This window comes from Buchnera aphidicola (Thelaxes californica) (genome assembly GCF_005080825.1).
Classification (GTDB): Bacteria; Pseudomonadota; Gammaproteobacteria; order Enterobacterales; family Enterobacteriaceae; genus Buchnera_I; species Buchnera_I aphidicola_V.
This window is the reverse complement of sequence record NZ_CP034852.1, coordinates 223,040-249,036: the sequence shown is the minus strand read 5'-3', so window position 1 is coordinate 249,036 and position 25,997 is coordinate 223,040. Positions and strand designations below refer to the sequence as shown.

General features: G+C 20.9%; 22 protein-coding genes and 1 pseudogene. 12 read left to right on the top strand and 11 right to left on the bottom strand.

From position 1 onward, the window contains the following. Window positions 1-30: 30 nt before the first annotated feature. The gene (locus tag D9V80_RS01090) at window positions 31-768 is read right to left on the bottom strand and encodes a pseudouridine synthase (protein ID WP_158353901.1); all 738 of its coding nucleotides are present in this window, start codon (window positions 766-768) and stop codon (window positions 31-33) included. Window positions 769-1,416: 648 nt separating this feature from the next. Between D9V80_RS01090 and trpD the strand changes: the two genes are divergently transcribed. The 7 genes from trpD to sppA all read left to right on the top strand — a co-directional run bounded on the left by trpD (window position 1,417) and on the right by sppA (window position 9,763). Then, a complete protein-coding gene (gene trpD, locus D9V80_RS01085; RefSeq protein ID WP_158353388.1) occupies window positions 1,417-2,421 on the top strand; it encodes an anthranilate phosphoribosyltransferase in 1,005 nt (334 codons plus the stop codon). Then, complete coding sequence (gene trpCF, locus D9V80_RS01080; RefSeq protein WP_158353386.1) at window positions 2,418-3,791, top strand: bifunctional indole-3-glycerol-phosphate synthase TrpC/phosphoribosylanthranilate isomerase TrpF; 1,374 nt, start codon at window positions 2,418-2,420, stop codon at window positions 3,789-3,791. Before trpD ends, trpCF begins: the two co-directional genes overlap by 4 nt. A gap of 36 nt (window positions 3,792-3,827) precedes the next feature. After that, a complete protein-coding gene (gene trpB, locus D9V80_RS01075) occupies window positions 3,828-5,033 on the top strand; it encodes a tryptophan synthase subunit beta (protein WP_158353384.1) in 1,206 nt (401 codons plus the stop codon). Then, window positions 5,020-5,832 carry a tryptophan synthase subunit alpha gene (gene trpA / locus D9V80_RS01070; RefSeq protein WP_158353382.1) on the top strand — a complete coding sequence of 271 codons (813 nt, stop codon included), beginning with the start codon at window positions 5,020-5,022 and terminating at the stop codon, window positions 5,830-5,832. The genes trpB and trpA overlap by 14 nt, the downstream gene beginning before the upstream one ends. A 122-nt stretch (window positions 5,833-5,954) precedes the next feature. Then, entirely contained in the window at window positions 5,955-6,698 is a 744-nt protein-coding gene (locus tag D9V80_RS01065; RefSeq protein ID WP_158353379.1) for a YciC family protein, read from the top strand. Window positions 6,699-7,243: 545 nt separating this feature from the next. Then, window positions 7,244-7,669, top strand: a complete 426-nt coding sequence (gene yciA / locus D9V80_RS01060) for an acyl-CoA thioester hydrolase YciA (RefSeq protein ID WP_158353377.1) — start codon at window positions 7,244-7,246, stop codon at window positions 7,667-7,669. 198 nt (window positions 7,670-7,867) lie between these two features. Then, window positions 7,868-9,763 carry a signal peptide peptidase SppA gene (gene sppA / locus D9V80_RS01055; protein ID WP_158353375.1) on the top strand — a complete coding sequence of 632 codons (1,896 nt, stop codon included), beginning with the start codon at window positions 7,868-7,870 and terminating at the stop codon, window positions 9,761-9,763. Between the two features lie 74 nt (window positions 9,764-9,837). Here sppA and ribA read toward each other — a convergent pair whose 3' ends face one another. From ribA to mnmA, 8 genes are all read right to left on the bottom strand, one after another. Next, window positions 9,838-10,422, bottom strand: a complete 585-nt coding sequence (gene ribA, locus D9V80_RS01050) for a GTP cyclohydrolase II (RefSeq protein WP_158353373.1) — start codon at window positions 10,420-10,422, stop codon at window positions 9,838-9,840. Window positions 10,423-10,705: 283 nt separating this feature from the next. After that, window positions 10,706-11,617 carry a lipoyl synthase gene (gene lipA, locus D9V80_RS01045; protein WP_158353371.1) on the bottom strand — a complete coding sequence of 304 codons (912 nt, stop codon included), beginning with the start codon at window positions 11,615-11,617 and terminating at the stop codon, window positions 10,706-10,708. Window positions 11,618-11,718: 101 nt separating this feature from the next. Beyond that, window positions 11,719-12,402, bottom strand: coding sequence for a lipoyl(octanoyl) transferase LipB (gene lipB, locus D9V80_RS01040; protein ID WP_158353369.1), 684 nt, complete (start codon window positions 12,400-12,402; stop codon window positions 11,719-11,721). A gap of 80 nt (window positions 12,403-12,482) precedes the next feature. Beyond that, entirely contained in the window at window positions 12,483-13,118 is a 636-nt protein-coding gene (locus D9V80_RS01035) for a YchE family NAAT transporter (protein WP_158353366.1), read from the bottom strand. 290 nt (window positions 13,119-13,408) lie between these two features. Continuing rightward, a complete protein-coding gene (locus D9V80_RS01030; RefSeq protein ID WP_158353364.1) occupies window positions 13,409-15,361 on the bottom strand; it encodes an exoribonuclease II in 1,953 nt (650 codons plus the stop codon). A 167-nt stretch (window positions 15,362-15,528) separates the two neighbouring features. Next, window positions 15,529-16,287 carry an enoyl-ACP reductase gene (locus tag D9V80_RS01025; protein WP_158353362.1) on the bottom strand — a complete coding sequence of 253 codons (759 nt, stop codon included), beginning with the start codon at window positions 16,285-16,287 and terminating at the stop codon, window positions 15,529-15,531. 622 nt (window positions 16,288-16,909) lie between these two features. Beyond that, on the bottom strand, window positions 16,910-18,277 hold the full coding sequence (gene purB / locus D9V80_RS01020; RefSeq protein WP_158353360.1) for an adenylosuccinate lyase: 1,368 nt from the start codon (window positions 18,275-18,277) through the stop codon (window positions 16,910-16,912). A gap of 389 nt (window positions 18,278-18,666) precedes the next feature. Continuing rightward, on the bottom strand, window positions 18,667-19,764 hold the full coding sequence (gene mnmA, locus D9V80_RS01015) for a tRNA 2-thiouridine(34) synthase MnmA (protein WP_158353358.1): 1,098 nt from the start codon (window positions 19,762-19,764) through the stop codon (window positions 18,667-18,669). 344 nt (window positions 19,765-20,108) lie between these two features. On the opposite strand from mnmA, the gene lepA reads away from it, so the two are divergent. The 5 genes from lepA to acpS all read left to right on the top strand — a co-directional run bounded on the left by lepA (window position 20,109) and on the right by acpS (window position 24,920). Beyond that, the gene (lepA, locus tag D9V80_RS01010; protein ID WP_187306509.1) at window positions 20,109-21,896 is read left to right on the top strand and encodes a translation elongation factor 4; all 1,788 of its coding nucleotides are present in this window, start codon (window positions 20,109-20,111) and stop codon (window positions 21,894-21,896) included. 19 nt (window positions 21,897-21,915) lie between these two features. Then, the gene (gene lepB / locus D9V80_RS01005; RefSeq protein WP_158353354.1) at window positions 21,916-22,878 is read left to right on the top strand and encodes a signal peptidase I; all 963 of its coding nucleotides are present in this window, start codon (window positions 21,916-21,918) and stop codon (window positions 22,876-22,878) included. 132 nt (window positions 22,879-23,010) lie between these two features. Continuing rightward, a complete protein-coding gene (gene rnc / locus D9V80_RS01000) occupies window positions 23,011-23,691 on the top strand; it encodes a ribonuclease III (protein ID WP_158353352.1) in 681 nt (226 codons plus the stop codon). A gap of 3 nt (window positions 23,692-23,694) precedes the next feature. Continuing rightward, on the top strand, window positions 23,695-24,522 hold the full coding sequence (era, locus tag D9V80_RS00995) for a GTPase Era (RefSeq protein WP_158353350.1): 828 nt from the start codon (window positions 23,695-23,697) through the stop codon (window positions 24,520-24,522). Between the two features lie 17 nt (window positions 24,523-24,539). After that, entirely contained in the window at window positions 24,540-24,920 is a 381-nt protein-coding gene (gene acpS, locus D9V80_RS00990) for a holo-ACP synthase (RefSeq protein WP_158353348.1), read from the top strand. On the opposite strand, the pseudogene tadA reads toward acpS, so the two are convergent. After that, window positions 24,921-25,387: pseudogene (gene tadA, locus D9V80_RS00985) on the bottom strand (tRNA adenosine(34) deaminase TadA). Continuing rightward, a complete protein-coding gene (gene smpB, locus D9V80_RS00980) occupies window positions 25,384-25,866 on the bottom strand; it encodes an SsrA-binding protein SmpB (RefSeq protein WP_158353346.1) in 483 nt (160 codons plus the stop codon). The pseudogene tadA and the gene smpB overlap by 4 nt, the downstream one beginning before the upstream one ends. Window positions 25,867-25,997 lie beyond the last annotated feature (131 nt).

Sequence of the window (25,997 nt, the reverse complement as noted above, 5' to 3'; positions counted from 1 at the left end):
AACATTGTTGTAATATATAAATTTTTATTATCAATTAACTATTTTTTTTAAAAAATTAATTTTTTTATAATTTAAATATACCCATTTTTTTGGTTTCAAAAAAAATGGTAGTTTAACATCTCCATATTTTATTCTAATTATTCGTGATACTTGTATATTTAGATAATTTAATAACTTTCTTATTTCTCTATTTTTACCTTCATATAAAGTAATTTTTAACCATTTATTAGTTTTGTTATGATTATGTAATTTTATTTCTTTAAATGCAATAAAATCTTTTTCTAATTGTATACCATTTTTTAATAAACTAATTTTATTATTATTCAAAGTTCCAAAAAAACGTACTAAATATACTCTTTTAATTAAATTTTTAGGATGCATAGCATAATTAGCAATTATGCCACAATTTGTAAATAACAATAATCCACTGGTATTAATATCTAATCTTCCTATATATAACCATCGATTCTTTTTAATTACAGGTAAATTTTTAAACACAGTATTTTTATGAAATGGATCATAATGAGTAGATATTTCCCCTATAGGTTTATGATAAAGCAACATTTTTTTTTGTATTTTTTCATTTTGAATAGTAACTTTAATAGAATCAATAATGAATTGATTTTTTTTATATATATTTATTTTATCTCCTAATACTACAATTTTTTTATTTAAAATAATTTTTTTTGCAATAATTAATTGTTCTATCATCCTACGAGAACCATAACCTCTTCTAGATAAAACTTTTTGCACTCTTTCCAAACACATTTTATTTACCTAATAAGAATTAATTTTTAAAATTTATATATTATTTTTAATATTTATATAATCATATAATATTATTAGATTATTTAAATTTTATATATTAATATTTAATTATATTAATATATATAAATCTTTATTTTAAAATAAATAAAAATATTTTTTTATTTATTTTAAAAATTAAATAAAGAACTATTAATATTTTTTAATTAATTTTAATTAAAAATGAATTATTTTCAATATAGTTATTCTATATTTTATTTTATAATATTTTAAAAATTAAAAAAAATAAATATTGTTAAATATATATATTTTTATATAAATTTCTTAAAAAATACTTGAACTTTTGATAAAATTATAATTTATGAAATAAAAATTATAAAAATAATTTTATAAGAAAATATATATTTTTATATATTAAAATAATTAATAATTACAATTATATATTTAAAAATATTTTTTTTATAAAAAAAATTTTTTGAGGTAAAATATTCAAGTAAAATTTATAAATTAATATAAATTTTAATGTATTCAGTTAAATAATGAATAAAAAAAATTAACAAGTATTTATTATTTAATAAAATAAAATTAAAATTAATCATCATACTGTTTAAACATTAAAAATTTTTACAAACACAATAATTTAAAAAAAATATGAAAAAAATTTTAAAAAAAATATATTCTTTACATGGTTTAAACCAAAGTGAAATATACGAATTATTTAATTATATATTATTTAAAAATATAAAAGAAATTGAGCTCGCTGGATCTATTATCGCTATGAAAATGAGAGGAGAAACTATTAATGAAATTATTGGAATGACTCATTTATTTTTAGAAAAAGCAAAAAAATTTCCTACACCACAATATAATTTTTCTGATATTGTAGGAACTGGAGGAGATAATAATAATGATATTAATATTTCTACTGTAAGTGCATTTGTTGCAGCAAGTTTAGGATTAAAAATTGCAAAACATTGTAATATTGGAATTACTAGTACATCAGGTTCTTCAAATCTTTTAAAAAAGTTTCAAATTAATTTAACACAAGAACCAAAAATATCACGTTTATCGTTAGATAAATTTAATCTTTGTTTTTTATTTGCACCATTTTATAATAAAGGTTATAAAAATATACATCATATTCGCCATACTTTAAGTACTAGAACTATTTTCAACATTTTAGGTCCTCTAACTAACCCATCTCGTCCACCATTTACTTTAATTGGAGTATATAATATTAAATGGATTTCTATAATAATCAAAATTTTAAAAAAACTAAATTATAAAAAAGCTATAGTATTATCTAGTAATAATACTGATGAAGTAAGTTTATCAGGAGAAACACACGTATCAGAATTATATGATGGTAAAATTATTTCATATATATTACAACCTAAAGATTTTGGATTTCAACCATTAGATATAAAAAAATCATCGGGAGGTACTCCATCAGAAAATTATACCTTGATAAAAAAATTATTGCAGGGAGATGGTAATATTCAACATGCACAAATAATTTCTGCTAATGTAGCAATGGTTTTAAAAATATTTGGATATAACAATTTAAAAGAAAATGCGCAACATGCTTTAGAAATAATTCAAAGTGGAATCGTATACAAAAAAATATTACAAATAAAAAAAATTGGTATAGTATGAATACAACAATTTTAGAAAAAATTATTCACTCGAAAATCGATTGGATTAAAAATCGAAAAAAAATTCAACCATTAAATACATTTCAAAATAAAATTCAAATTAGTACTGAAAATTTTAAACAAACTTTAACAAAGAAAAAACCGGCATTAATATTAGAAATAAAAAAAAAATCTCCTTCAGAAGGAATATTACAAAAAAAATTTAATATTCATTATATTTCTAACATTTATAAAAAATATGCATCAGCTGTTTCAGTTTTAACTGACGAAGAATTTTTTCAAGGAAAATTTGAATATATTCCAATAGTTAAATCAATAGTAAAAAAACCAATACTCTGTAAAGATTTTATTATTGATCCTTACCAAATATATTTATCAAGATTTTTTCAAGCAGATGCAATATTATTAATGTTATCAGTTTTAAATAATGAACAATTTATACATTTATATAATCTTGCAAAAAAATTAAATATGCATGTAATTACTGAAATCCATAATAAATATGAATTAAAAAGAGCTATTTTATTAAAATCCGAAATTATTGGAATAAATAATCGTAATTTACATGATTTAAGTATTAATATTAATAATACTTTTAAACTAGCCCCCCTAATCCCGAAAGAAATTATTACAATTAGTGAATCAGGAATTAAAAATTATCGTACTATAAAAAATATTAAAAATATAGTACATGGTTTTTTAATTGGATCATCTATTATGAATAAAAAAAATGTGGAAAAAGGTATACATAGTATAATATTTGGTAAAAATAAAATTTGTGGTTTAACACGTGTTATTGACGCTAAGATAACGAAGCAAGTAGGTGCAATATTTGGTGGATTGATATTTATTAAGTCTTCAAAAAGAAAAATTAATATTTCACAATCTTTTAATATAATTAAATCAATTAATTTAAAATATATTGGTGTTTTTCAAAATGAATGTATAAAAAAAATTATATATATTACTGAAAAACTTAATCTGTATGGTGTACAACTTCACGGTAATGAAAATCAAGAATATATTAACCAATTAAGAAAAAAATTATCTTCTTCAATTTTTATATGGAAAGCTTTCAGTATTAAAAACGTAATTCCTACAAAAAAAATAGAAAATATACAATACACATTATACGATAATGATCAAGGTGGTAGTGGAAAACAGTTTAACTGGTTATTATTAAAAAAAAAAGAATATAACAATATTCTAATAAGCGGAGGAATTAACATAAATAATTGTCAACAAGCATCTACTTTAGGATTTTCTGGATTAGATATAAATTCTGGAGTAGAAAAAAAACCAGGAATTAAATCTGAAAAAAAAATAAAAAAAATTTTTGAAATATTAAATATTAATTACAAAAACATTTAACATAACCATTATTATTATAATTAAAAAAATAAAATTATGAAATTATTAAAACCATACTTTGGAAAATTTGGTGGAATGTTTGTTCCTCAAATTCTTGTGCCTGCTTTAAATGAATTAGAAAAAGAATTTATAATAGCAACAAAAGATATTTTTTTTAAAAAAAAACTGTTAAATTTATTAAAAAATTATGCTGGAAGACCTACTCCATTAACATTATGTAAAAACATTACTCAAGGAACTAACACAAAAATATATTTAAAAAGAGAAGATTTACTTCATGGAGGAGCTCATAAAACTAATCAAGTATTAGGTCAAGCTTTATTAGCATTAAGAATGAAAAAAAAAGAAATTATAGCAGAAACAGGGGCTGGTCAACATGGTGTAGCTACTGCAATAGCTTGTTCTTTATTAGGTTTAAAATGTCGTATATATATGGGAGAAAAAGACATTATTCGGCAAAAATTAAATGTATTAAGAATGCAATTAATGGGTGCTACTGTTATTCCTGTATGTTCTGGTTCTCATACTTTAAAAGATGCATGTAATGAAGCTATACGAGATTGGTCTAAAAATTATAAAACAGCACATTATATGTTAGGAACAGCAGCCGGACCACATCCTTATCCAACAATAGTCAGAGAATTTCAAAAAATTATTGGTGAAGAAACTAAAAAACAAATCATAAAAAATACAGGAAAATTACCTGACTTAATCATCGCTTGTGTAGGAGGAGGTTCAAATGCTATAGGTATCTTTTATAATTTTTTAAACAATAGTCAAGTTCAATTAATAGGAGTAGAACCAGGAGGAAAAGGTATTCAATCTGGAAAACATGGAGCTCCATTAAAAGATGGTAAGACAGGTATTTTTTTTGGAATGAAATCAAAAATATTACAATCTCAAGATGGTCAAATTAAAGAATCATGGTCAATTTCAGCTGGATTAGATTTTCCTTCAGTTGGTCCAGAACATGCATGGTTACAAGATACAAAAAGAGCAAAATATGTCACTATAAATGATCATGAAGCCATATTTGCTTTTCAAGAATTATGTAAAAAAGAAGGAATTATACCTGCTTTAGAATCATCTCATGCATTAGCTCAAGCAATAAAAATAATGAAAAAAGATCCTAAAAAAAAACAAATTATTATAGTAAATTTATCCGGAAGAGGAGATAAAGATTTAAATACTGTAAATAACTTTTTAAAAAAACAGGAAAGAAAAGTACATGCAACGTTATAACATATTATTTAAACAATTGAAAAAAAAAAAAGAAGGTTGTTTAGTACCTTTTATAGTTATTGGAGATCCTTGTTTTAATACTTCTTTAGATATTATCGATACATTAATTATACATGGAGCAAATGCTTTAGAATTAGGTTTTCCCTTTTCTGATCCATTAGCAGATGGCCCTACAATACAAAAAGCTAATTTAAGATCATTTTCTCAAAATATTAATATAAATAAATGTTTTTCGTTTATAAAAAAAATAAGAAAAAAATATATAGATATACCAATTGGAGTGTTAACATATGCTAATATTATATTAGGACAAGAAATTAATTACTTTTTTTATCAGTGTGCACAAAGTGAAATTGACTCAGTATTAATAGCTGATGTTCCAATTGAAGAATCAAAAAAATTTTATTATTATGCTAAAAAAAATGGAATAGATATAATTTTTGTATGCCCCCCTAATGCAGATGATTTGACTATTAAAAAAATATGTAACCAAAGTTCTAGCTTTATATATTTATTATCTCGTTCAGGAGTGACAGGTACTAAAAATAAAGCACCTATACCTATACAAAACATTGTTGACGCATGTCAATTATTAACGAATACACCTTTATTACAAGGTTTTGGGATTTCAGATGTAATACAAATAAAAAAAGCACTACAAACTGGAATAAATGGAGTAATATGTGGATCAGTAATAATAGAAATAATAGAAAAAAATATACATAATCATTATGTCATGATGAAAAATATTAAAAATCTAATATGTAGTTTTAAAAGTGCTACATTAATAAATCAATAAAATTTAAAAAAACAAATAAATACACATAAATTTTTATAGTATAAAAACTGTAATAATGTTACTGTTACATAAAAAAATTATTTTGTATTTTTTTAAAACCATCCGATTGACAAGGAAAAAATATGCGTTTCACTGCACAACAGTTATATCGTGATTCTCGTAATTTTATTTCTAATACTTTTTTCATGCTTCTTTTAATTTCTGTGATAACATCTATATTTGGAATTGGATTAGAATCAATATGTAGTATGAATACGTCACAATTGCAAAATTTTTATATCAATCATATACATACTCGTTTTTCATTTAGTGAATTTATACAGGAGTCTAATGTTTTACAAAAAAAGTTATTTATTCAACTAACTTTATCAAATTGGTTAATAACTTTGATAGAATCAACTTTTTTATTAAATACTGTAATGTGTTTTACAAAAAATGTTATAGAGCAACAAGAAAATAAAATTTTTCAATTAATGATTCAAGTAATAAAAAAATTTCCGACTACTATTACTTTAATCACATTAACAAATATATGTATTCAAATTGGTTATATGATATTAATTATTCCAGGTATTTTATTATCTATTCGTTTTTCTATAGCACCAATTATATTACTATTAGATAACAAAAAAATAATAGAATGTTTAAAACTAAGTAGCGATATATCAAAAAAATATTTTCTATATATTATATTACCTATAATTGTATGTTTCTTATTTAAAATATTACTTATTGCAATATGTTCTAATTTTAATATTTCTAATATTAAATTTAATAACTGTACATTGCACATTATTAATAATCTTTGTACTTCATTTTTACTTGTTTATTTATGTCGAATGTATATGTTAATACATAAAAAATAAATTTTTTTGAATTTTAAAAAAATAATTTCCATTTAATGTATTTATTAAAATTAATTTATTAATATTCTTTATAATAAAATATAATATTATTTAATATAAAAATACAGTTTTACTATTTTTTTAATGTTATTTATACATTTTTAATTTATTATTATTTTAATATATATTGTAATTTGAAATATTACTAATATTTTCATATGAAATTTATCAATATATAATTATTACCATGTATTTTGATAATATATATATTTTACAATGATACAATTTTTATAATTTTAATTATATTTCAACTATTATTTTATAAAAAAATTAAATGAATTTTTTTTGATTAACTAATCAAAATTAGTATGTGGTAAAATAGTGATAACACAAAGATATTAAAAATAATTTTTATTATTTTTCAATTTAATTTTCAATATATAAATTTTTATTTTTTTTTATAAACAATATATTTTTTAAAAAAAAAAGAATTAAATAAAAAATATTAATAATTGTTTTATTATATCTAATTTTTTATACATACAATATTTAAAAATATAGAAAATATGAAAAAAAAACAACAATATAAAAAAAAAAATTATTTACCTCATGGAGATATTGTACTTAAAACATTAGCGATGCCTGCCAACGCTAATGCAAACGGAAATATTTTTGGTGGGTGGATTATGTCTCAAATGGATATGGGGGGAGCTATTTTATCTAAAGAAATATCAGGAGGAAAAGTAACAACAGTACATGTTAAATCTATGACTTTTTTTCAATCGATATCAATAGGAGATTTAGTAACATGCCATGCAAAAATAATAAAAATAGGGACAACTTCTATTACTATTAAAATAGAAATTTGGATTAAAAAAGTCACTTCAATGCCATTAGGAAAATATTATAAATCTACTGAAGCAACATTTATATATGTTGCTATCAATGATGTTGGCACACCTCGAATACTACCTTTAATGAGTATTATATAAATTATTATAATTTATTTAGTAAAAAATACTATTATTTATATTACAAAATACATTAAATTCTTATTTTTTAAATTTTTATATAAATATATTTTAATAATATTTATATAAATTATTTCTTTATATAAGAAATATAAAAATATTAATATAAATAACAGTACATATCAATATAAAAATAATTTTTTTAAAATTGGAGGAACAGTGAAAAATCTGCTTCAATGGACAGGAAATATTATTAAATGGATGTTTCAATCTTTAACATTCCTAAGAACATTATTATTAAATTTATTTTTATTATTTGTGATTTTTGCAATTTTTAATTTTTTTTTCACATATAATAACTTTAATGAAACAATACAAGAATATAAACCACCTATAAAAGGTGCATTAAAACTTAATATTAGTGGATATCTTTTTGATGACGTTGTAAGTCATTATGCTCCAGATAATATTGAAACATCATCAAATGAAAAAAATAAAAATTTTATAGAAGGTAATTCAGTTTATGAAATAGTTGCAAAAATTAGACAAGCTGCTGTAGATCCAAAAATTACCGGAATGATTTTAGATTTACAAGAATTTTCCGGTTGTAATTTTTCAGCATTAGATTATATTGCTAAAGCATTAAAAGAATTTAAAACACATAATAAAAAAATATATAGTATCGAAACTAATGTTAGTCAAAATCAATATTATTTAGATAGTATAGCTGATAAAATTTTTTTAACACCAGAAGGTCAAATTTTTTTGAAAGGATTGCATTTGCAAGAGACTTTTTTTAAAAAGTTATTAGATCGAGTAAAAATTCAATCAATTGTTTTTAGAATTGGAAAATATAAATCAGCTGTAGAACCATATTTAAGAAATAATATGTCTCCTGATAGCAAAAAAAATAAAAGTCAATGGTTACATGATATGTGGTTTTATTATCTTAATAACGTTGCGAAAAATAGACATACATCAGTCGACGTTATTTTTCCAAAATATGATGTTTATCTACGTGATTATAGAGAATTACAAGGAGACATGGCTAAATTTTCAAAAAAACATCATTTAGTAGATGAAATATTAAACGAACAACAAATAAATAAAAAATTTGAAAAAATTTTTGGATTTGATAAAGAAAATCAAACATACTGTAATACAAGTATTTATGATTATCAAATAGAAGATTTTGAAAGTAAAAAAAATAAAATTGCAGTAATTTCAATTAATGGACTTTTATATGGAGATGGTTATACATATGATGCCATAGATACATCTTCTATTGCAACTAAAATACATGATGCAGGAAATAATCCAGATGTTAAAGCAATAGTTATAAGATTAAATTCTCCTGGAGGAGAAGTAGATTCTTCTGAAATTATTAGACAAGAAATGATACAAGCAAAAAAAAATGGGAAACCAATTGTGATATCAATGGGTGATATCGCTGCTTCAGGAGGATATTGGATTGCTTCAGCTGGAGATTTTATTTTTGCAAATAATCATACTATTACAGGTTCTATCGGTATTTTTTCTATATTACATAATTTACAAAAATCTTTAAATGCAATAGGAATTTTTCAAGAAAATTTATCAACATCAGAAATGTTAAATTTTTCACCTTATTCTCCTCTTTCTCCTTTTTTAAAAAATTTTATGCAATTAAATCTAGATTTGAATTATGAACAATTTATTAAAATTGTTGCTGAATCTAGACATAAAACAGAGAAATACATTGATAATATCTCACAAGGTAAAATATGGAATGGAAAACAAGCACAATCAATAGGTCTTATAGATAAAATTGGAGATTTTGATGATGCAATCAATAAAGCTGCAGAAATTGCAAAAATCAAAGATTTTGAAATAATTGTTTCAAATCAAGATGCAGCAGATGCATGGCAAAATTTAACAACAACATTACATAAAAATGTAGTATATATAATAAAAAAATTATTACCACCTGATGTAATTATGATTTTTTCAAAAATTTCAAATATAATTGTTAATCACTATGAGGATATTCATATACTTAGTAATATCATATTTAAAGACCAAGATTTTACTACTTACGCAATGTGTACAAACTGTAGCAAAATACAGATGAATTAAATACTAAAAAATCAATAATTGTAGAAAATATATAATTTTTTACAATTATAATTTTTTTTAAAATATTTATGAATTTAAAATAAATGCCCCATTTTCATTGCTTTAGTTTTTAAATAATTATCATTTTTTTCATTACGTGTTACAATTAATGAAATTCTTTCTACAACTTTTATTCCTAATTTAGATAAATTTTTTATTTTAAAAGGATTATTAGTTAATAACTTTATTGTTTTTACGTTTAAAATTTTTAATATTTCTGCACATGAAAAAAAATTTCTTTCATCTGCAGAAAAACCTAGAACATGATTAGCTTCTACTGTATCTAATCCTTTATCTTGTAAAGCATACGCACGAATTTTATTTAATAAACCTATATTTCTACCTTCTTGACGATGATATATTAAAATTCCTTGTCCTTCTTCTGTAATTTTTTTAAATGATTGTTGTAATTGTAAACCACAATCACATCTTAAACTAAAAAAAGCATCTCCAGTAAGGCACTCTGAATGTATACGTACTAATATCGGTTGATTATTATCAATATTTCCATATACTAAAGCAACATGATTTTTATTTTTGTTTTTTTCTTGAAATCCAATAATGTTAAAGTTTCCCCATTTAGTAGGTAAAACAGCTTGATCAATTTTTTTCAAATTAATATACCTTTGTAAAAAAGTTTATATACAAAATTTTTTTATATAAAAAATTTTTAAAAAATGTAAATATCAAATATATATAATATTTCATATTAATAAAATTAATATATATTGATTAAAATTAATAATGTTTTTATGACAAAATATATAATAATTTTATAACTAAAAATAATATACAATGAAAAATTGTTAAAAAATTCTTGATAAAATAATACAAATAATATTTTTATTTATACATAAATTAAATTATTTTTTTAAAAATTAAAATATTTAATCTTATAAAAAATTATTGTATTGAACATTGCTGATCTGCATGATATGAAGAACGTGCAAAAGGACTACAAAAAACGTTAAGAAAACCAAAAGAAAGTGCAATTTTTTTAATATTTAAAAATTCAGATGGAGTTAAATAACGAATTACTGGAAGATGCATATCACTCGGTTGTAAATATTGTCCTATCGTTAACATATCTACTTTATGAATAGATAAATCTTTTATTACATCAATAATTTCTTCTTTTGTTTCACCAAGTCCTAGCATAATTCCAGATTTAGTTAATATTTTTGGATTTTTTTGTTTAAAATTTTTTAAAAGATTTAATGAACGAGTATAATTTGCACCAGGACGAACAATTTTATATAATCTTGGAACACTTTCTAAATTATGATTAAAAATATCAGGAGTAAAAGTAGACAATAAAGAAAGAGCTAATTCAGAACAATGTTTAAAATCAGGAACTAATATTTCAACAATAATATTTTTTTTTAATTCTCTAATTTTTTTTATTACTTTGACAAAATGTTGTGCACCACCATCTTTTAAATCATCTCTTGTAACAGATGTTAAAACTATATGTTTAATCTTTAATTTATTAATCATTTTTGTTAATTTTTGTGGTTCATTTTCATCAGGAGGTAAAGGTCGACCTTTAAGAACAGCACAAAATGGACATTTTCTGGTACATATAGCTCCTAAAATCATAAAAGTTACGGTGCCATTATTAAAACATTCCTGCAAATTAGGACATTGAGCTTCTTCACATACTGAATGCAAATTATTTTTTCTTAAAATAGATTTCATATAATTAATTTTATAATCATCTGTTATAATTTTAACTTTAATCCATTTTGGTTTTTTTATTTTTTTTTTAAAAGCTAAATTATTTTGTTGACGAACGATACAATCTTTATTATTCATATAAATTATACATTCCTATATATACATAGTTATATTTTACTATAAACATAATCAATACAAATTAATTTATAACGCATAACCTAACCAATATTTTTTTAAATTTATTTATAATTCCAGTGATTCAAAAGAACTATTTTTCTATCAATTAATTTAGATAATTCACTAATTAAAACGTTTTGAACATTTTGAATAGTTATATCACTAAAAAAATCTGATATTTGAGTCATTTTAATATTTTTTAAACCACAAGGTTCAATATTATTGAATGGTCTTAAATCCATTTTAACATTTAAACTTAAACCGTGTAATGTACAATTTTTTTTAATTCTTAAACCAAATGAACAAATTTTTTTTTTTTTAATATAAATACCTGGATGAATAGTACTAGAAATACTTTGAATAGAAAAAAAATTCAAAGTATTGATCACTATCGTTTCAATCAAATTAATAAAATTACGTATATTTAAATTCATACGTTTCAAATTAATTAAAAAATAAACGATTTGTTGTCCAGGTCCATGATAAGTAATTTTTCCACCACGATTACTTGGCATAACAGGAATGTTATTATAACAATTGATGTTTTTTTTTTGATTAATGTATTCAGTTTGACCAATAGTAAATATTGGATAGTGTTCTACCAACCATATTTCATCAACAGTATTTGCATTTCTTATTTCAGTAAAAAAATTCATGTTTCTATAAATATATTCCCATTTTTGTATACCTAATTTCCTAACAAAAATTTTTTTTAAACAATCATTATTTTTTTTTTTTACTTTCATATTTTTTATTAAACTTAATATTAAAATTTTTTTAAAAAATAAATAAATTATTAAAAAATACTATATTTTTCAAAAAAAAATTATATAAAAATAGACAAAAAAGATATAATACCTTGTAGGATTAATTCAATTCCTAAAGCCATTAATAATAAACCCATTATACGTGTAATAATATTAATTCCTGATGTTCCCAATACGTTTAAAACTGTATCAGCTGTCTGAAATAATATCCAACAAAAAAAAGTAAATACACCAATAATCATTATTCCTAAAAATGTGTGTATAATTCCAGAATGTTGTGATCCCCACATTATTGTAGCACTAATAGATCCAGGACCTGCAATTAAAGGCATGGCTAAAGGAACAACACCAATATTTTCTGTAATTATCTTTTGTTTTTTTAAATTATTTTTTTTTGTTAAAGTCCCATTAATCATTGAAAATGCTATACTAGCTACTAGTATACCTCCTGAAATCTGAAAGGCGCTCATAGAAATACCAAAGAAATTCAGTACTATATCCCCTAAAAATAAAGACATAGATAATATAAAAAAAACACTTATATTAGCAATATAATTAATCTTTTTTCTTTCTAATTTTGATTGACTATAAGTCATAGCAGTAAAAATTGGAACCATACCAATAGGATTAATCAAAGCAAATAAACTAAAAAACAAATTTATATACAGAAAAAAATTTGAAAAAATGAAATGCATATTTACCCCTAACTTAAATTAAAATGAAAATAAGCAATTTCAAAATATTGAGTAAAAATACAATAATATAATTTTTTAGTATAATAAAAAAATTACTGAAAGCTTAAAATAAATACAAGGTAAAAAAAATTTATATTTGTATATATAACATTTCAATTAATATTTTCATATATATTTATAATATAAATCAATGAGATGTTTTTTATAAAAATAAAAATTTAACAAAAATATTATTTATTTTTATTTAAATAATTGAATATTTTAAAAAAAATATTAAACTTGAATCATCTTCAATAACATAATTCTGCAATAATATTTCTAGTTGCATTATTCATTTCTATTATTTTGACTTTTACTAAATCAGTAATTCTATATATAGGTTGTCCATTTATATATATAATCCCTTCTTCTTTATTACAAAAAAAATTATTTTTAACATTATATAAAAAACAAGATGGAACAAAAACAATAGCACCTATTTTTATCAATTGTACTTTTATACCATTGTTTTTTACATCAACAATTTCTCCTTTTAGTTTTTTATTAAGATAATTATTTTTATTTAAATAAATAAAATATAACCATTCTTGTATTTCTTTTTCAGCAATTCGATTTCTTTTTTTAATTTCAGTAATTCTTGTAAGGAGTTTACGATTTAATATTAAAAAATCATTATTTTGATTTAATAATACTAATTTAATTAAACGATGATTAATCATATCAGTATATTTCCTAATAGGAGAAGTCCAAGTAGCATACATATTCAATCCTAAGGCAAAATGAGGATATGCATGATAACTAAGTCCTCCAAAAGATTGAAGTTTTCTTAATCGAGAAAGTACATAATTATCAGATAAATTATATATAAATCGAATAATTTCACAAAACTCTTTTAATACTAATTTATTTTTTAATTTATTATTCCAACCATTTTTTAATAAAAAATTATTTATTTTTTTTATATTTTTTAAATCAAAACCAGAATGAATATTAAAAATTCCTTTATTAATATTTTTTTTTAAAAAAATTGCAGCAGCATAATTAGCTAAAATCATAGCTTCTTCAATCATATGATGTGCTATATTTCGTTTCTCTATAGAAATATGCGTAATATTATTATTTTCATCAAAATGAAATTGATAATCAATTTTATCTTTGAATAAGATACAATTATTTTTTCTCCATGTCATTCTTATATTACATAAATGAAAGAGTGTACGAATTTGTTTTTCAATTTGGGTATTTTTTGGCTTCCATGTCTGCTCTTTTTGTTTAATCCATTTATCAACATATTCATAAGATAATTGAGATTTAGAAATAATCCACGCTAAAAAAAAATTGATACTATTTTTTACAATCGATCCATTTTTTTCAATTAATATTTTACACACTAATACTGCTCTTTTTTCGGATTCTTTTAAAGAATATATATCTTCTGATAATTCTCTTGGTAACATAGGTATATTAAAATTTGGAAAATAATTTGTAAAACCTCTTTGAGATGCAAATGAATCTAATTTGCTAGAATATGGAATATATGCAGTAGGATCGGATATTGCAATATATAATATAAATTGATTTAAATCATTTTTTTTTATAAAAATTGCATCATCAATATCTTTGGTACTACTATTATCAATAGTGATAAAATGTAGATGAGTTAAATCAACTCTTTCAGATTTTTCTATTTTTGTATATTTTTTGATTTCTACCATAGGAGGTAATTTACTAATGTTATATTTTGACAAAATAATTAACCAAGGTTTTAACATATTTTTATCATGTGAAATAAATTCTTTAATATCTGCATAAAAATTAACATTTCCATTTAATTTATGGTGTACTAATTGAGCCATTACCCAATCCTGATGATTAAGAGGAGAATTTTTTATTGTATCATTAGTATAAATAATTGTTTTTCTTAATATATGATGTTCTGGAATAATATACATCTTTTTATTTTCGATAATAATTTGTCCTACAAAGGTATTTAAAAAAGGTTTAATTAATTTTATAGGTTTAGCTATACAACGTTCATTATTTTCTTCAATCACTGCAATAATTCGATCTCCATGCATGACTTTTTTCATATATATTGGAGGAATAAAATACTTTTTTTGACTATCACTTTCTAAAAAACCAAATCCCTTTTTTGTTCCTTTTACAATTCCTTCAACTTTCTTTTTGTTATTTTCAAAAGCTTTTTTTAATTTTTTTAATATAATGTGATTATGAAAAATCATGATTTATCCTAAAATAAAAAGAAATAATAAAGTTCAAAATGTAAAAAATAAATGAAATAAAAAAAATTATATATTGTTCTTTATTTAAAAGAAAGAAATTTTTTTTTATTAAAAAAAAATCAAAAAATCAACATAAAAATTATAAAATAATAAAAATATTGAAAATATTAAATAATATTATATCCACTATCTGTATAAATTATTTGACCAGAGATACTACTGGATAAATCAGAACATAAAAACGAAGCAACATTTCCAATATCATAAATACTAACAGTACGTTTTAAAGGTTTATTATCATTATAATTTTGAAAAATTTTGTAAAAATGTTTAATTGATTTAGATGCAATTGTTTTTATAGGTGGAGCAGATATACCATTTACTCGTATTTGTTTTGTACCTAAAGAATATGCCATATAACGAATGTTAGCTTCTAAAGAAGCTTTAGCAACGCCCATTACATTATAATATGGGATCACACGTTGTGATCCTAAAAAAGATAAAGTTAATAATGAGGAATTACTATTTAACATATGTTGACTATATTTAGCCAAAGCAGAAAAAGTATAAGAAGTGATATTATGAGTATATAAAAAGTTTTTTTTTGTTAAAGACGCTAAATAATCTTTTTGTAATGATAAATCATCTGTAAAAGCAACAGAATGAACAAAACCATCAAAATTTTTCCAATAATTTTTCAATTGTTTAAATAAATTTACAATATTTTTTTTTTTTTTAAAATCACATTGTATAACAATATTAGATTGAAATTTTTTTGCAAAATTAATCATTCTATTTTTTATTTTTTCATTTTGATAACTAAATGCTAATTGAGCTTTATTTTGATACATAGATGTTGCAATACCAAAAGCAATAGAATTTTTATTTGTAATTCCAGTAATCAATATTTTCTTTTTTGATAACATAATATATTCATTTTTTTATTTGTGTATAATAATTTTTATTATGTATGTAAATACTATTTTTTTAAAAAAGTATTTACATATAATTTATTTTAAGTAAAAATATTTTTTACATATTTATAAAAAAAATCTTAAAAAATATTTTTTTCAAAAAAATAACTAAAAAACATAAAAAATATTATAATTTTTTATTTATTAACAATAAACTATAAGTTTATCATAATTAACATTTTTTTATGACTCAAATATTTATATTTTTAATTATATTACATTATATAAATGGTTTCTTATGAATTTAATTTTTTTGTAAAAAAAGTTTTATATATTGAAATAATTGTTTTAACTATTATAATTAATTTTAACATACATTTCACTTATTTTTTTATAATATATAATATCTATACACTTTTTTTTAAAAAAATATATTGTAAGTATTTTATATAAAAGATTTTTTAATCTTAAAATATTTTTTTTTGTATTAAATAAAAAATTTATTATTAATCAAAATAAATTAGAATGAAAAAATAAAAGAAACATGTAATTTTGAAGATAAAAATTATTAAAATACATGATAAATATCAATATAAATGTACTTATATAATAAATTAGTAAATTTATTAAAAAATTATACATTATCTACGATTTCACTGGCTAAACCAGAATAATTGTGAGGTGTTATAAAATATAATTTATCTTTTTCTGTTTGAGGAATATTTAAAGTATCAATAAATTTCTTTATAATTATTTGATTTATTTGTTTTTGATCAGATAATTTTTTTAATTGTTCATAAGCATTATGAATACCATGTTTTCTCATTATAGTTTGTATTGCTTCACATAATATTTCCCAATTTTCAGATAAATCTTTATAAATTACTTTTTCTGAAACATCAATGCGATGAATACCTTTTAATAAAGAATTATAACCAATTAATGAATGTCCAATAGTTACACCTATATTTCGTAATAAAGTAGAATCTGTTAAATCTCTTTGCCAACGAGAAAGTGGTAACTGTATAGACATATAATTATTTAATGCATTGGAAATACCTAAATTTCCTTCAGAATTTTCAAAATGAATAGGATTAATTTTATGAGGCATAATAGAAGAACCCACTTCTTCAGAAGTTTTATTTTGGAAAAAATATTTCATAGAAATATAACCCCATATATCTCTATTAAAATCTATTAAAATAGAATTAAAAGAAGTTAAACAAAATAAATATTCTGTAATATAGTCATGTGGTTCAATTTGAGTAGTACAAGGATTCCATGTAATTCCAAATGATTCTACAAAATCTTTATTAAAATTTCTCCATTGAATATTAGGATAAGCTAAAAAAAGAGCATTATAATTACCTGTAGAACCATTAAATTTACCTAAAATTTTTATTGTATTAAAAATTTTTAATTTTCTTTTTAAACGATAATAAAAATTACAAAATTCTTTTCCAATCGTACTAGGTGTAGCAGGTTGTCCATGAGTTCTTGATAATATAGTTATATTTTTATATTTTAAAGATAATTTTTTAAAACATAAAATAACTTTTTTCCATAAAGGAATAAGTATCTTATTTTTAGCTTTTTTTAACATTAAAGCATAAGATAAATTATTAATATCATCCGAAGTACATCCAAAATGAACAAATTCTATAAAAGGTTTAAGTTGGTCATTCAAAATAAATTTTGATTTAATATAATATTCTACTGCTTTAATATCATGTTGTGTTTTTTGTTCAATCTTTTTTATAATTATAGCTTCATCTTTATTAAAATTATTGTAAATATTTTGAATAAAAAGATATGTATCTTGAGAAAATTGAGGTAAATTTTTTATTTTTGAAGAATGAGATAATTTAATAAACCAATTAATTTCTATTTTAATACGATTTTTTATCAACGCATATTCACTAAATATATCACGTAAAATAAATGTATCTTTATAATATCTACCATCTAAAGGAGAGATAGTATTGAATTCAAAATTAAGCATTATTTTTTCCTATTACAGTTATTTTAAAATATTATTTTCTCCTTAAAAAATATTGTTGAAATATATTTATAAATTATTTTTTATAACAATAATAAATATTTTTCATTTCTTTTTATAAATTATATTTTAATTTATATTAAATCATAAAAAAAAGTATAAATTTTAATTGGAAAATTATTAAAAATTCAAAAAAAAATGTGTTTAAAATAAAAAATATTCAATTTTATATAAAATATATTATTTAAAAATAAAAAAAAATCGTATATAATTTTCTATTTTAAAATTAAATATTATTTATATAATACAAACATTATGAATATTTTTTATAATATAATAAAATATACAAAATATAAAAAATAATATTTTTTTATAAAAATATATTAAATTTATTAAGAATATGTTAATTGAGCACTAATGATTCCTCCTCCTAAACAAATGTTATCTTGATAAAATACAACTGATTGTCCTGGAGTTATTGCGCAAACTAATGTAGAAAATAGTACTTTTACCGAATTATATCCAATTGGAATTATTTTACTTAAAATATCTTTTTGTAAATATCTTGTCTTTACAAAATAACAATAATCTTTTGATTTAATAATATGATTTTTATTAATCCAATTTACAGAATGAGCAATTAAACCAATGGAAAATAAAAAAATATTATTATTACCTTGATCAACAATCAGAACATTATTTTGAATATTTTTTTTAATAACATACCATGGAATATTTTCTTTATTTTTTTTTCCTCCAATATTTAAACCTTTTCTTTGTCCTATTGTATAATAAAACAAACCTTTATGTGTTCCTAATTTTTCTCCTGAAACAGAATAAATATCTCCATTGTTATTTTTTAAAAATTTTTTTAAAAAAAAATTAAATTTTTTAGGTTGAATAAAACAAATTCCGGTAGAATCTTTTTTATTTGCTACAATCAGTTTTAAATGTGATGCAATTTCGCGTACTTTTTTTTTTTTTAAATGTCCTATAGGGAATAGTATTTTTTTTAATTGTTGAGAAGATAAAGTATATAAAAAATAACTTTGATCTTTTTTTTTATCTATTCCGCGTAATAAAGTATAATAATTATTTATTATTTTTATTTGAGCATAATGTCCTGTAGCTATGAAATGAGCATTTAAATTAATACAGGCAAATTTCAAAAATAATTTAAATTTAATTTCTTGATTACATAAAATGTCAGGATTAGGAGTATTACCTTTTTTCATTTCCGATAAAAAAACTTGAAATACTTTTTCCCAATATTCAATAGAAAAATTCACTACATGTAATGGTATATTTAAAGTCTGACATACTAATTGAGCATCTTGTAAATCTTTTTTTGAATGACAATAGTTTTGAGAATCTTCTTCTTCCCAATTTTTCATAAATACACCTTCTACATGATATCTTTTTTGTAATAACCAAGCAGAAACAGATGAATCAACACCTCCTGACATAGCAACAATAACTTTTTTTTTCATATGATACCTTTAAGTTAATAATAAAAATTATATTAGTTTAATTTATTAAATTAAATCAATAATAGAAAATATATTTTATATAACAAATATATAGAAAAAAATTGTTTATTATATTAAATATATATTGAACTGTAATCTATAAAAATAATTAGAAAATCAAACTTAAGTAGATAAAATGTCTTATTTTTGATAATATTTTACTATAATTTTTTTTAAAACACATAAAAAAATAAAAAATATTTAAATTTAATATAATAACTAATTTTTTATTATTAAAAAAATAATACATAATATTTTTTATATTTATTTCCACAATAACTCAATAAAAAATTAAGTATATCATGATTAAAAACATAAGAAATTTTTCTATAATTGCTCATATTGATCATGGAAAATCAACAATATCTGACCGTTTAATTCAAATGTGTGGTGGATTATCTGAACGAGAAATGTCAGAACAAGTACTAGATAGTATGGATTTAGAAAAAGAACGAGGAATTACTATAAAAGCACAAAGTGTAACTATTTTTTACGTTTCTCAAAAAAAAGAACGATACCAACTTAATTTTATTGATACTCCTGGTCATGTTAATTTTTCCTACGAAGTGTCTCGTTCATTACATGCATGTGAAGGTGCTATTTTAATTGTAGATGCAACTCAAGGTGTTGAAGCACAAACAGTAGCAAATTGCTATACAGCAGTAGAGCTTGGTTTAGAAGTCATTCCTGTTATCAATAAAATTGATTTAAAAACTGCAAATCCTAAACAAGTAAAAGAAGAAATTGAAGATATTATAGGAATTAATGCTATTGATGCTATAGAATGCTCTGGTAAAACAGGAGTTGGAATTATAAATTTATTAGAAAGTATTATATATAACATTCCATCTCCAAGAGGTAATAATGAAGAATCATTACGTGCAATCATTATTGATTCTTGGTTTGATAATTATATGGGAGTAGTGTCCTTAATTCGAATAAAAAATGGTCAATTAAAAAAAGGTGAGACCATTCAATTTATGAATACAAACAAAAAATATACTGTTGAAGATATAGGTATTTTTACTCCAAAAAAAATATCTAAAACAACTTTATTTTGTGGAGAAGTAGGTTGGATTATTTGTGGAATTAAAAAAATTAACAATATTATAGTTGGTGATACTATTACTTCAGTAAAATTTCCAGCCTTAAATCCATTACCAGGTTTTAAAAAAGTGAAACCACAAATTTATGCTGGAGTTTTTCCTACAGATGCAAATCAATATGTTATATTTAAAGAAGCACTTAAAAAGTTAAGTATAAATGATTCATCTTTGTTTTATGAAATAGAACAATCATCAGCATTAGGTTTTGGTTTTAGATGTGGTTTTTTAGGTTTATTACATATGGAAATTGTTCAATCAAGGTTAGAAAGAGAATATAATTTAAATTTAATATCTACCGCACCTTCAGTAATATATGAAATTTTACTAACTAATAATCAAATTATTAAAATAGATAATCCAAATAAATTTCCAAAATTAAATATTATAAAAGAAATTAGAGAACCAATTGCAAAATGTATTATTTTATCTCCTCCTGATTATGTTGGAAATATTATTGTTTTATGTAATAAAAAAAGATCCAAACAAATTTCTATTACATATTATAATCGACAAGTATCTTTAATTTATGAAATCCCGATGTCTGAAATTATATTAAATTTTTTTGATGAATTAAAATCAGTAAGCAGTGGTTATGCATCACTAGAATATGAATTCCATAAATTTCAAATATCCAATTTAGTAAAATTAGATATTTTAATTAATTCTGAAAAAGTTGATGCTTTATCTATTATCATACATAAAAAAAATGTTCAATATCAATCTAGAAAACTTATTGAAAAAATGAAAGAAAGTATTCCTAGACATCAATTTGATGTAATCATTCAAGCTTCTATAGGAAATCAAATTATTGCTAGAAGCACTATAAAACAATTACGTAAAAATGTTCTTTCTAAATGTTATGGAGGTGACATTTCTCGTAAAAAAAAACTATTAAAAAAACAAAAAATCGGAAAAAAAAGAATGAAAAAAATTGGTAATATTCATATACCACAAGAAACATTTTTTTCTATCTTAAACATGGATTAAAAAATAAATAAAAAATTGTATGAATAAAATTATATCTTTAGGATTAATTTTTCTATTCTCTGTTACTTTTTTCTTTTGGTTTTTTGAAATAATTATTAAATTGTATATCAACAGAAAAAATAGAAAAAAAATAGAAAAATTAAAAAAAAATTTTTTTTTAAAAAAAGTTTTACATTATTTTCAAATAATCGGATCAATATTTCCAATCTTGTTTTGTGTATTAATCATACGTTCTTATATTATCGAATCATTTTATATTCCTTCTAGTTCAATGATGCCAACTCTTATAAAAGGAGACTTAATTTTTGCAAATAAATTTTTGTATGCTATTAATAATTCCAAATTTTTAAAAAAATGGGTTCACGTTAAACCACCAACTTTAGGACAATTAATTATTTTTAAACATCCTATTTATAAAGAAATATATTATATTAAAAGAATTATTGGTACTCCAGGAGATATTGTAATATATGATTATAAAAAAAAAAAAATTCATGTATTTCAAGTTATAAATATCACAAAAACAAAAAGAGAATATTTACATAAAAATAATAAGATGTTGAAATTTTTTCAAATTAAAAAAAAAATTATTTTTAGAAAAATTGATTTTCATGTAACATCAATAAATAAATTTCAAAACAAAAAAAATAATTTTTTTAATATAGTAAAACATCCTAACAAAACTGAATATCAAGAAAAATTTCAAAACAAAACAATTCACGTTATTATATATACAAAAAGAAAAGATGATATAAATAATTATTTTACACAAAATGGTATGAAAAAAGGAGTGTGGGTAATTCCAAAAAAACAATATTTTGTTATGGGAGATAATAGAGATAATAGTTTTGACAGTCGCTATTGGGGATTCGTTCCCGAAAAAAATATTATTGGAAATGCTTTTTTTATATGGATGAATATTGATAATAAAAAAAAATGGTATACAATAATAAATATTTATAGAATTGGGATTATTCAATAAATTTTAAAAAAAAAATAAAAAATAAAAAATATTTTTTTAATTATTTTTTTTTAAAATAATTTTGTGTTATATTTACATTCATTATTACTTACATTTTAAAATACACATAACATTTATAATAAATGGTACTATATGGATTGTATTCAACTCACTAAACTACAAAAAACTTTAGGATATACATTTATTCGTAAAAAACTCTTAATATTAGCACTAACACATCGAAGTGCTAGTAGCATTCATAATGAACGATTAGAATTTTTAGGAGATGCAATACTCAGCTTTGTTATAGCTAATTTCTTATATCAATTTTTCCCTCAAGTTAATGAAGGAGAAATGAGTCGCATACGTGCTACTTTAGTAAAAGGCAATACTTTAGCAAAAATAGCACATGAATTTAATATAGGGGAATATTTACTTTTAGGACCTGGAGAACTAAAAAGTGGAGGATTTTTAAGAAAATCTATTCTTTCTAATACTATTGAAGCTCTGATAGGTAGTATTTTTCTAGATAGTAATATTGAAACTGTTTCAGCACTAATTTTAAAATGGTATGATAGTAGATTAAAAAAAATAAATCCACAAGATACTCAAAAAGATCCAAAAACAAAACTACAGGAATATTTACAATCAAAAAAATTACCTCTTCCTAATTATTTTATAGAAAAAATATATGGGGAAGCACATAACCAAATATTCACTGTTTATTGTCAAATAAACAGAATTGATGAATTTTCGATTGGAATTGGAACCAGTAGACGAAAAGCTGAACAGGATGCAGCAGAAAGAGCATTAAAAAATTTAGGACTAGTATGAAAAATGAACAAAATAAATATAGAAAAAATAGCAATTATCGGAAAACCTAATGTAGGAAAATCTACTATATTAAATCATCTTGCATTACAAAAGATATCTATAGTCACACCAAAACCTCATACAACACAAAAAATTATTCCTACATATACTAATGTGAATAATATTTGTTTTAATTTTTTAGATACTCCTGGCATCAATGAAATAAATAAAAAATATTTACGATTTTTTTATCAAGCAATAAATACAGCAGACATTATTTGTCTAGTAACTGAACATATTAAATGGGATTATAATGATGCATTTGTTTATACATTAATTAAAAATTATAAAAAAAAAAAATTTTTAATTTTAAATAAAATTGATAAAATTAAAAAAAAATATTTTATATTAAAATACCTTGAAAAAATGATGTTAAAATTTCAAATTTTTAAAAAAATTATACCCATTTCTGCAAAAAAAAAAAAAGATATTTTAATATTGAAAACAATTCTTCAAAATGAATGTAAAAAAAATAATATTATTATTAATAATAATATTCAATATAATAATCCCATGATTTTTCATTTGTCTGAAATTATTAGAGAAAAATTTATATTAAATTTAAATCAAGAGCTACCTTATTCTTTTAAAATTAAAATTAATAAATATGAAATAATTAAAAATACACAAACTTATATAATTAAAGCTTCTGTAATAACCAGTAATCCAAGACATAAAAAAATTTTTATAGGAAAAAAAGGAGATAAAATTAAAAAATGTAGTATAGAATCAAGAAAAGATATGCAAAAGTTTTTAAAAAAACCAGTACATTTATTTATAAAAATTATTTAAATTAAGTAAACATTTATATGACAATTATCGGAACTGGAATAGATATTTTATCTATAAAAAGAATAGAAAAAATATTTACTATATATGGAAATTTATTTGCAAAAAAGATTTTATCTAACTATGAATGGACTGATTATTTAAAAAGCTTTAATCCTATAAATTTTTTATGTAAAAAATTTTCTGGTAAAGAAGCTATATCAAAAGCATTAGGGATAGGTATGCAATATGGTGTTACATGGAAACAAATTGAAATAAAAAATGATATTTTTGGAAAACCATATGTACAATTTTATGGAAAAACAAAATTTTTAATACAAATTTTACAAATTAAAAAAACACACATTACATTTTCGGATGAAAAAAAATACACTATAGCATCAGTAATTTTAGAAAAATAATTAGTCCATTCTATGTTGTTGAAAAAAATTTTTTAATATTTTAGTACATTTTTTTTGTAAAACATTCTTTTTTACTATAATTTTATTGTTTTTTAAAAAATCATTTACATTATCATTTAAACAAAAAAAGTTCTTATAATTAGATGTTCCAATTACTAAACGAGAAATTCTACTAATTAAAATAGCTCCTAAACACATCATACATGGTTCTAAAGTTACATATAATGTAGAATTTAATAATCTATAATTTTTTTTTTTTTAGCTCCTTGTCTTAATGCAATAATTTCTGCATGTGCCGTTGGATCTTGTTTTAAAATAGATGAATTAAATCCTTCTCCTATATTACAATTATTCCATACTAAAATTGCTCCAACAGGTACTTCTCCTTTTTTTTGTGCTAAAATTGCTAATTTAATAGCATTCTTCATCCAATATTCATCTATTTTATTAGAATGTATATTATTCATTTAATATTATACTTATTTTTATTTTTCATCAACTTTGATTGTGTTAATTTCCATTCTTTTTCTTTTTCATATTTTCTTTTATCGATATTTTTTTTTCCTTTTGCTACACCAATTACTAATTTACACCAAGCCCCTCGAAATAATATTGATAAAGCAAGAACGGTATAACCTAATTGATGTATTTTACCATTTAAGTAATTTAATTCTTTTTTATGAAGTAATAACTTTCTATTTCTATTAGATAAAAATTTTTCTTTATGTAAAAATATTGTATGTACAGGTTGAAAATTAGCTCCAAATAAATAAGCTTCTCCCTGAATAAAAGAGATATAACTATTATGAATAGAAACTTTTTTTGCTCTAACTGATTTAATTTCCCATCCTTGTAATAATAAACCTGATTCAAAAGTTTTTTCAACAAAAAAATTATGATTTATTTTTCTATTTTGACACACTATAATATTTTTTTTTTTTTTCATATGTTTATTTAAATTTAAATATATAATATATAGAATAACATTCTTTCAAGAATGTTATATAATAAAATTGAAAATTAAAAATTTATATCAAATAAATGTAATATTTTATTAAAATTTAAAAAACGGATATT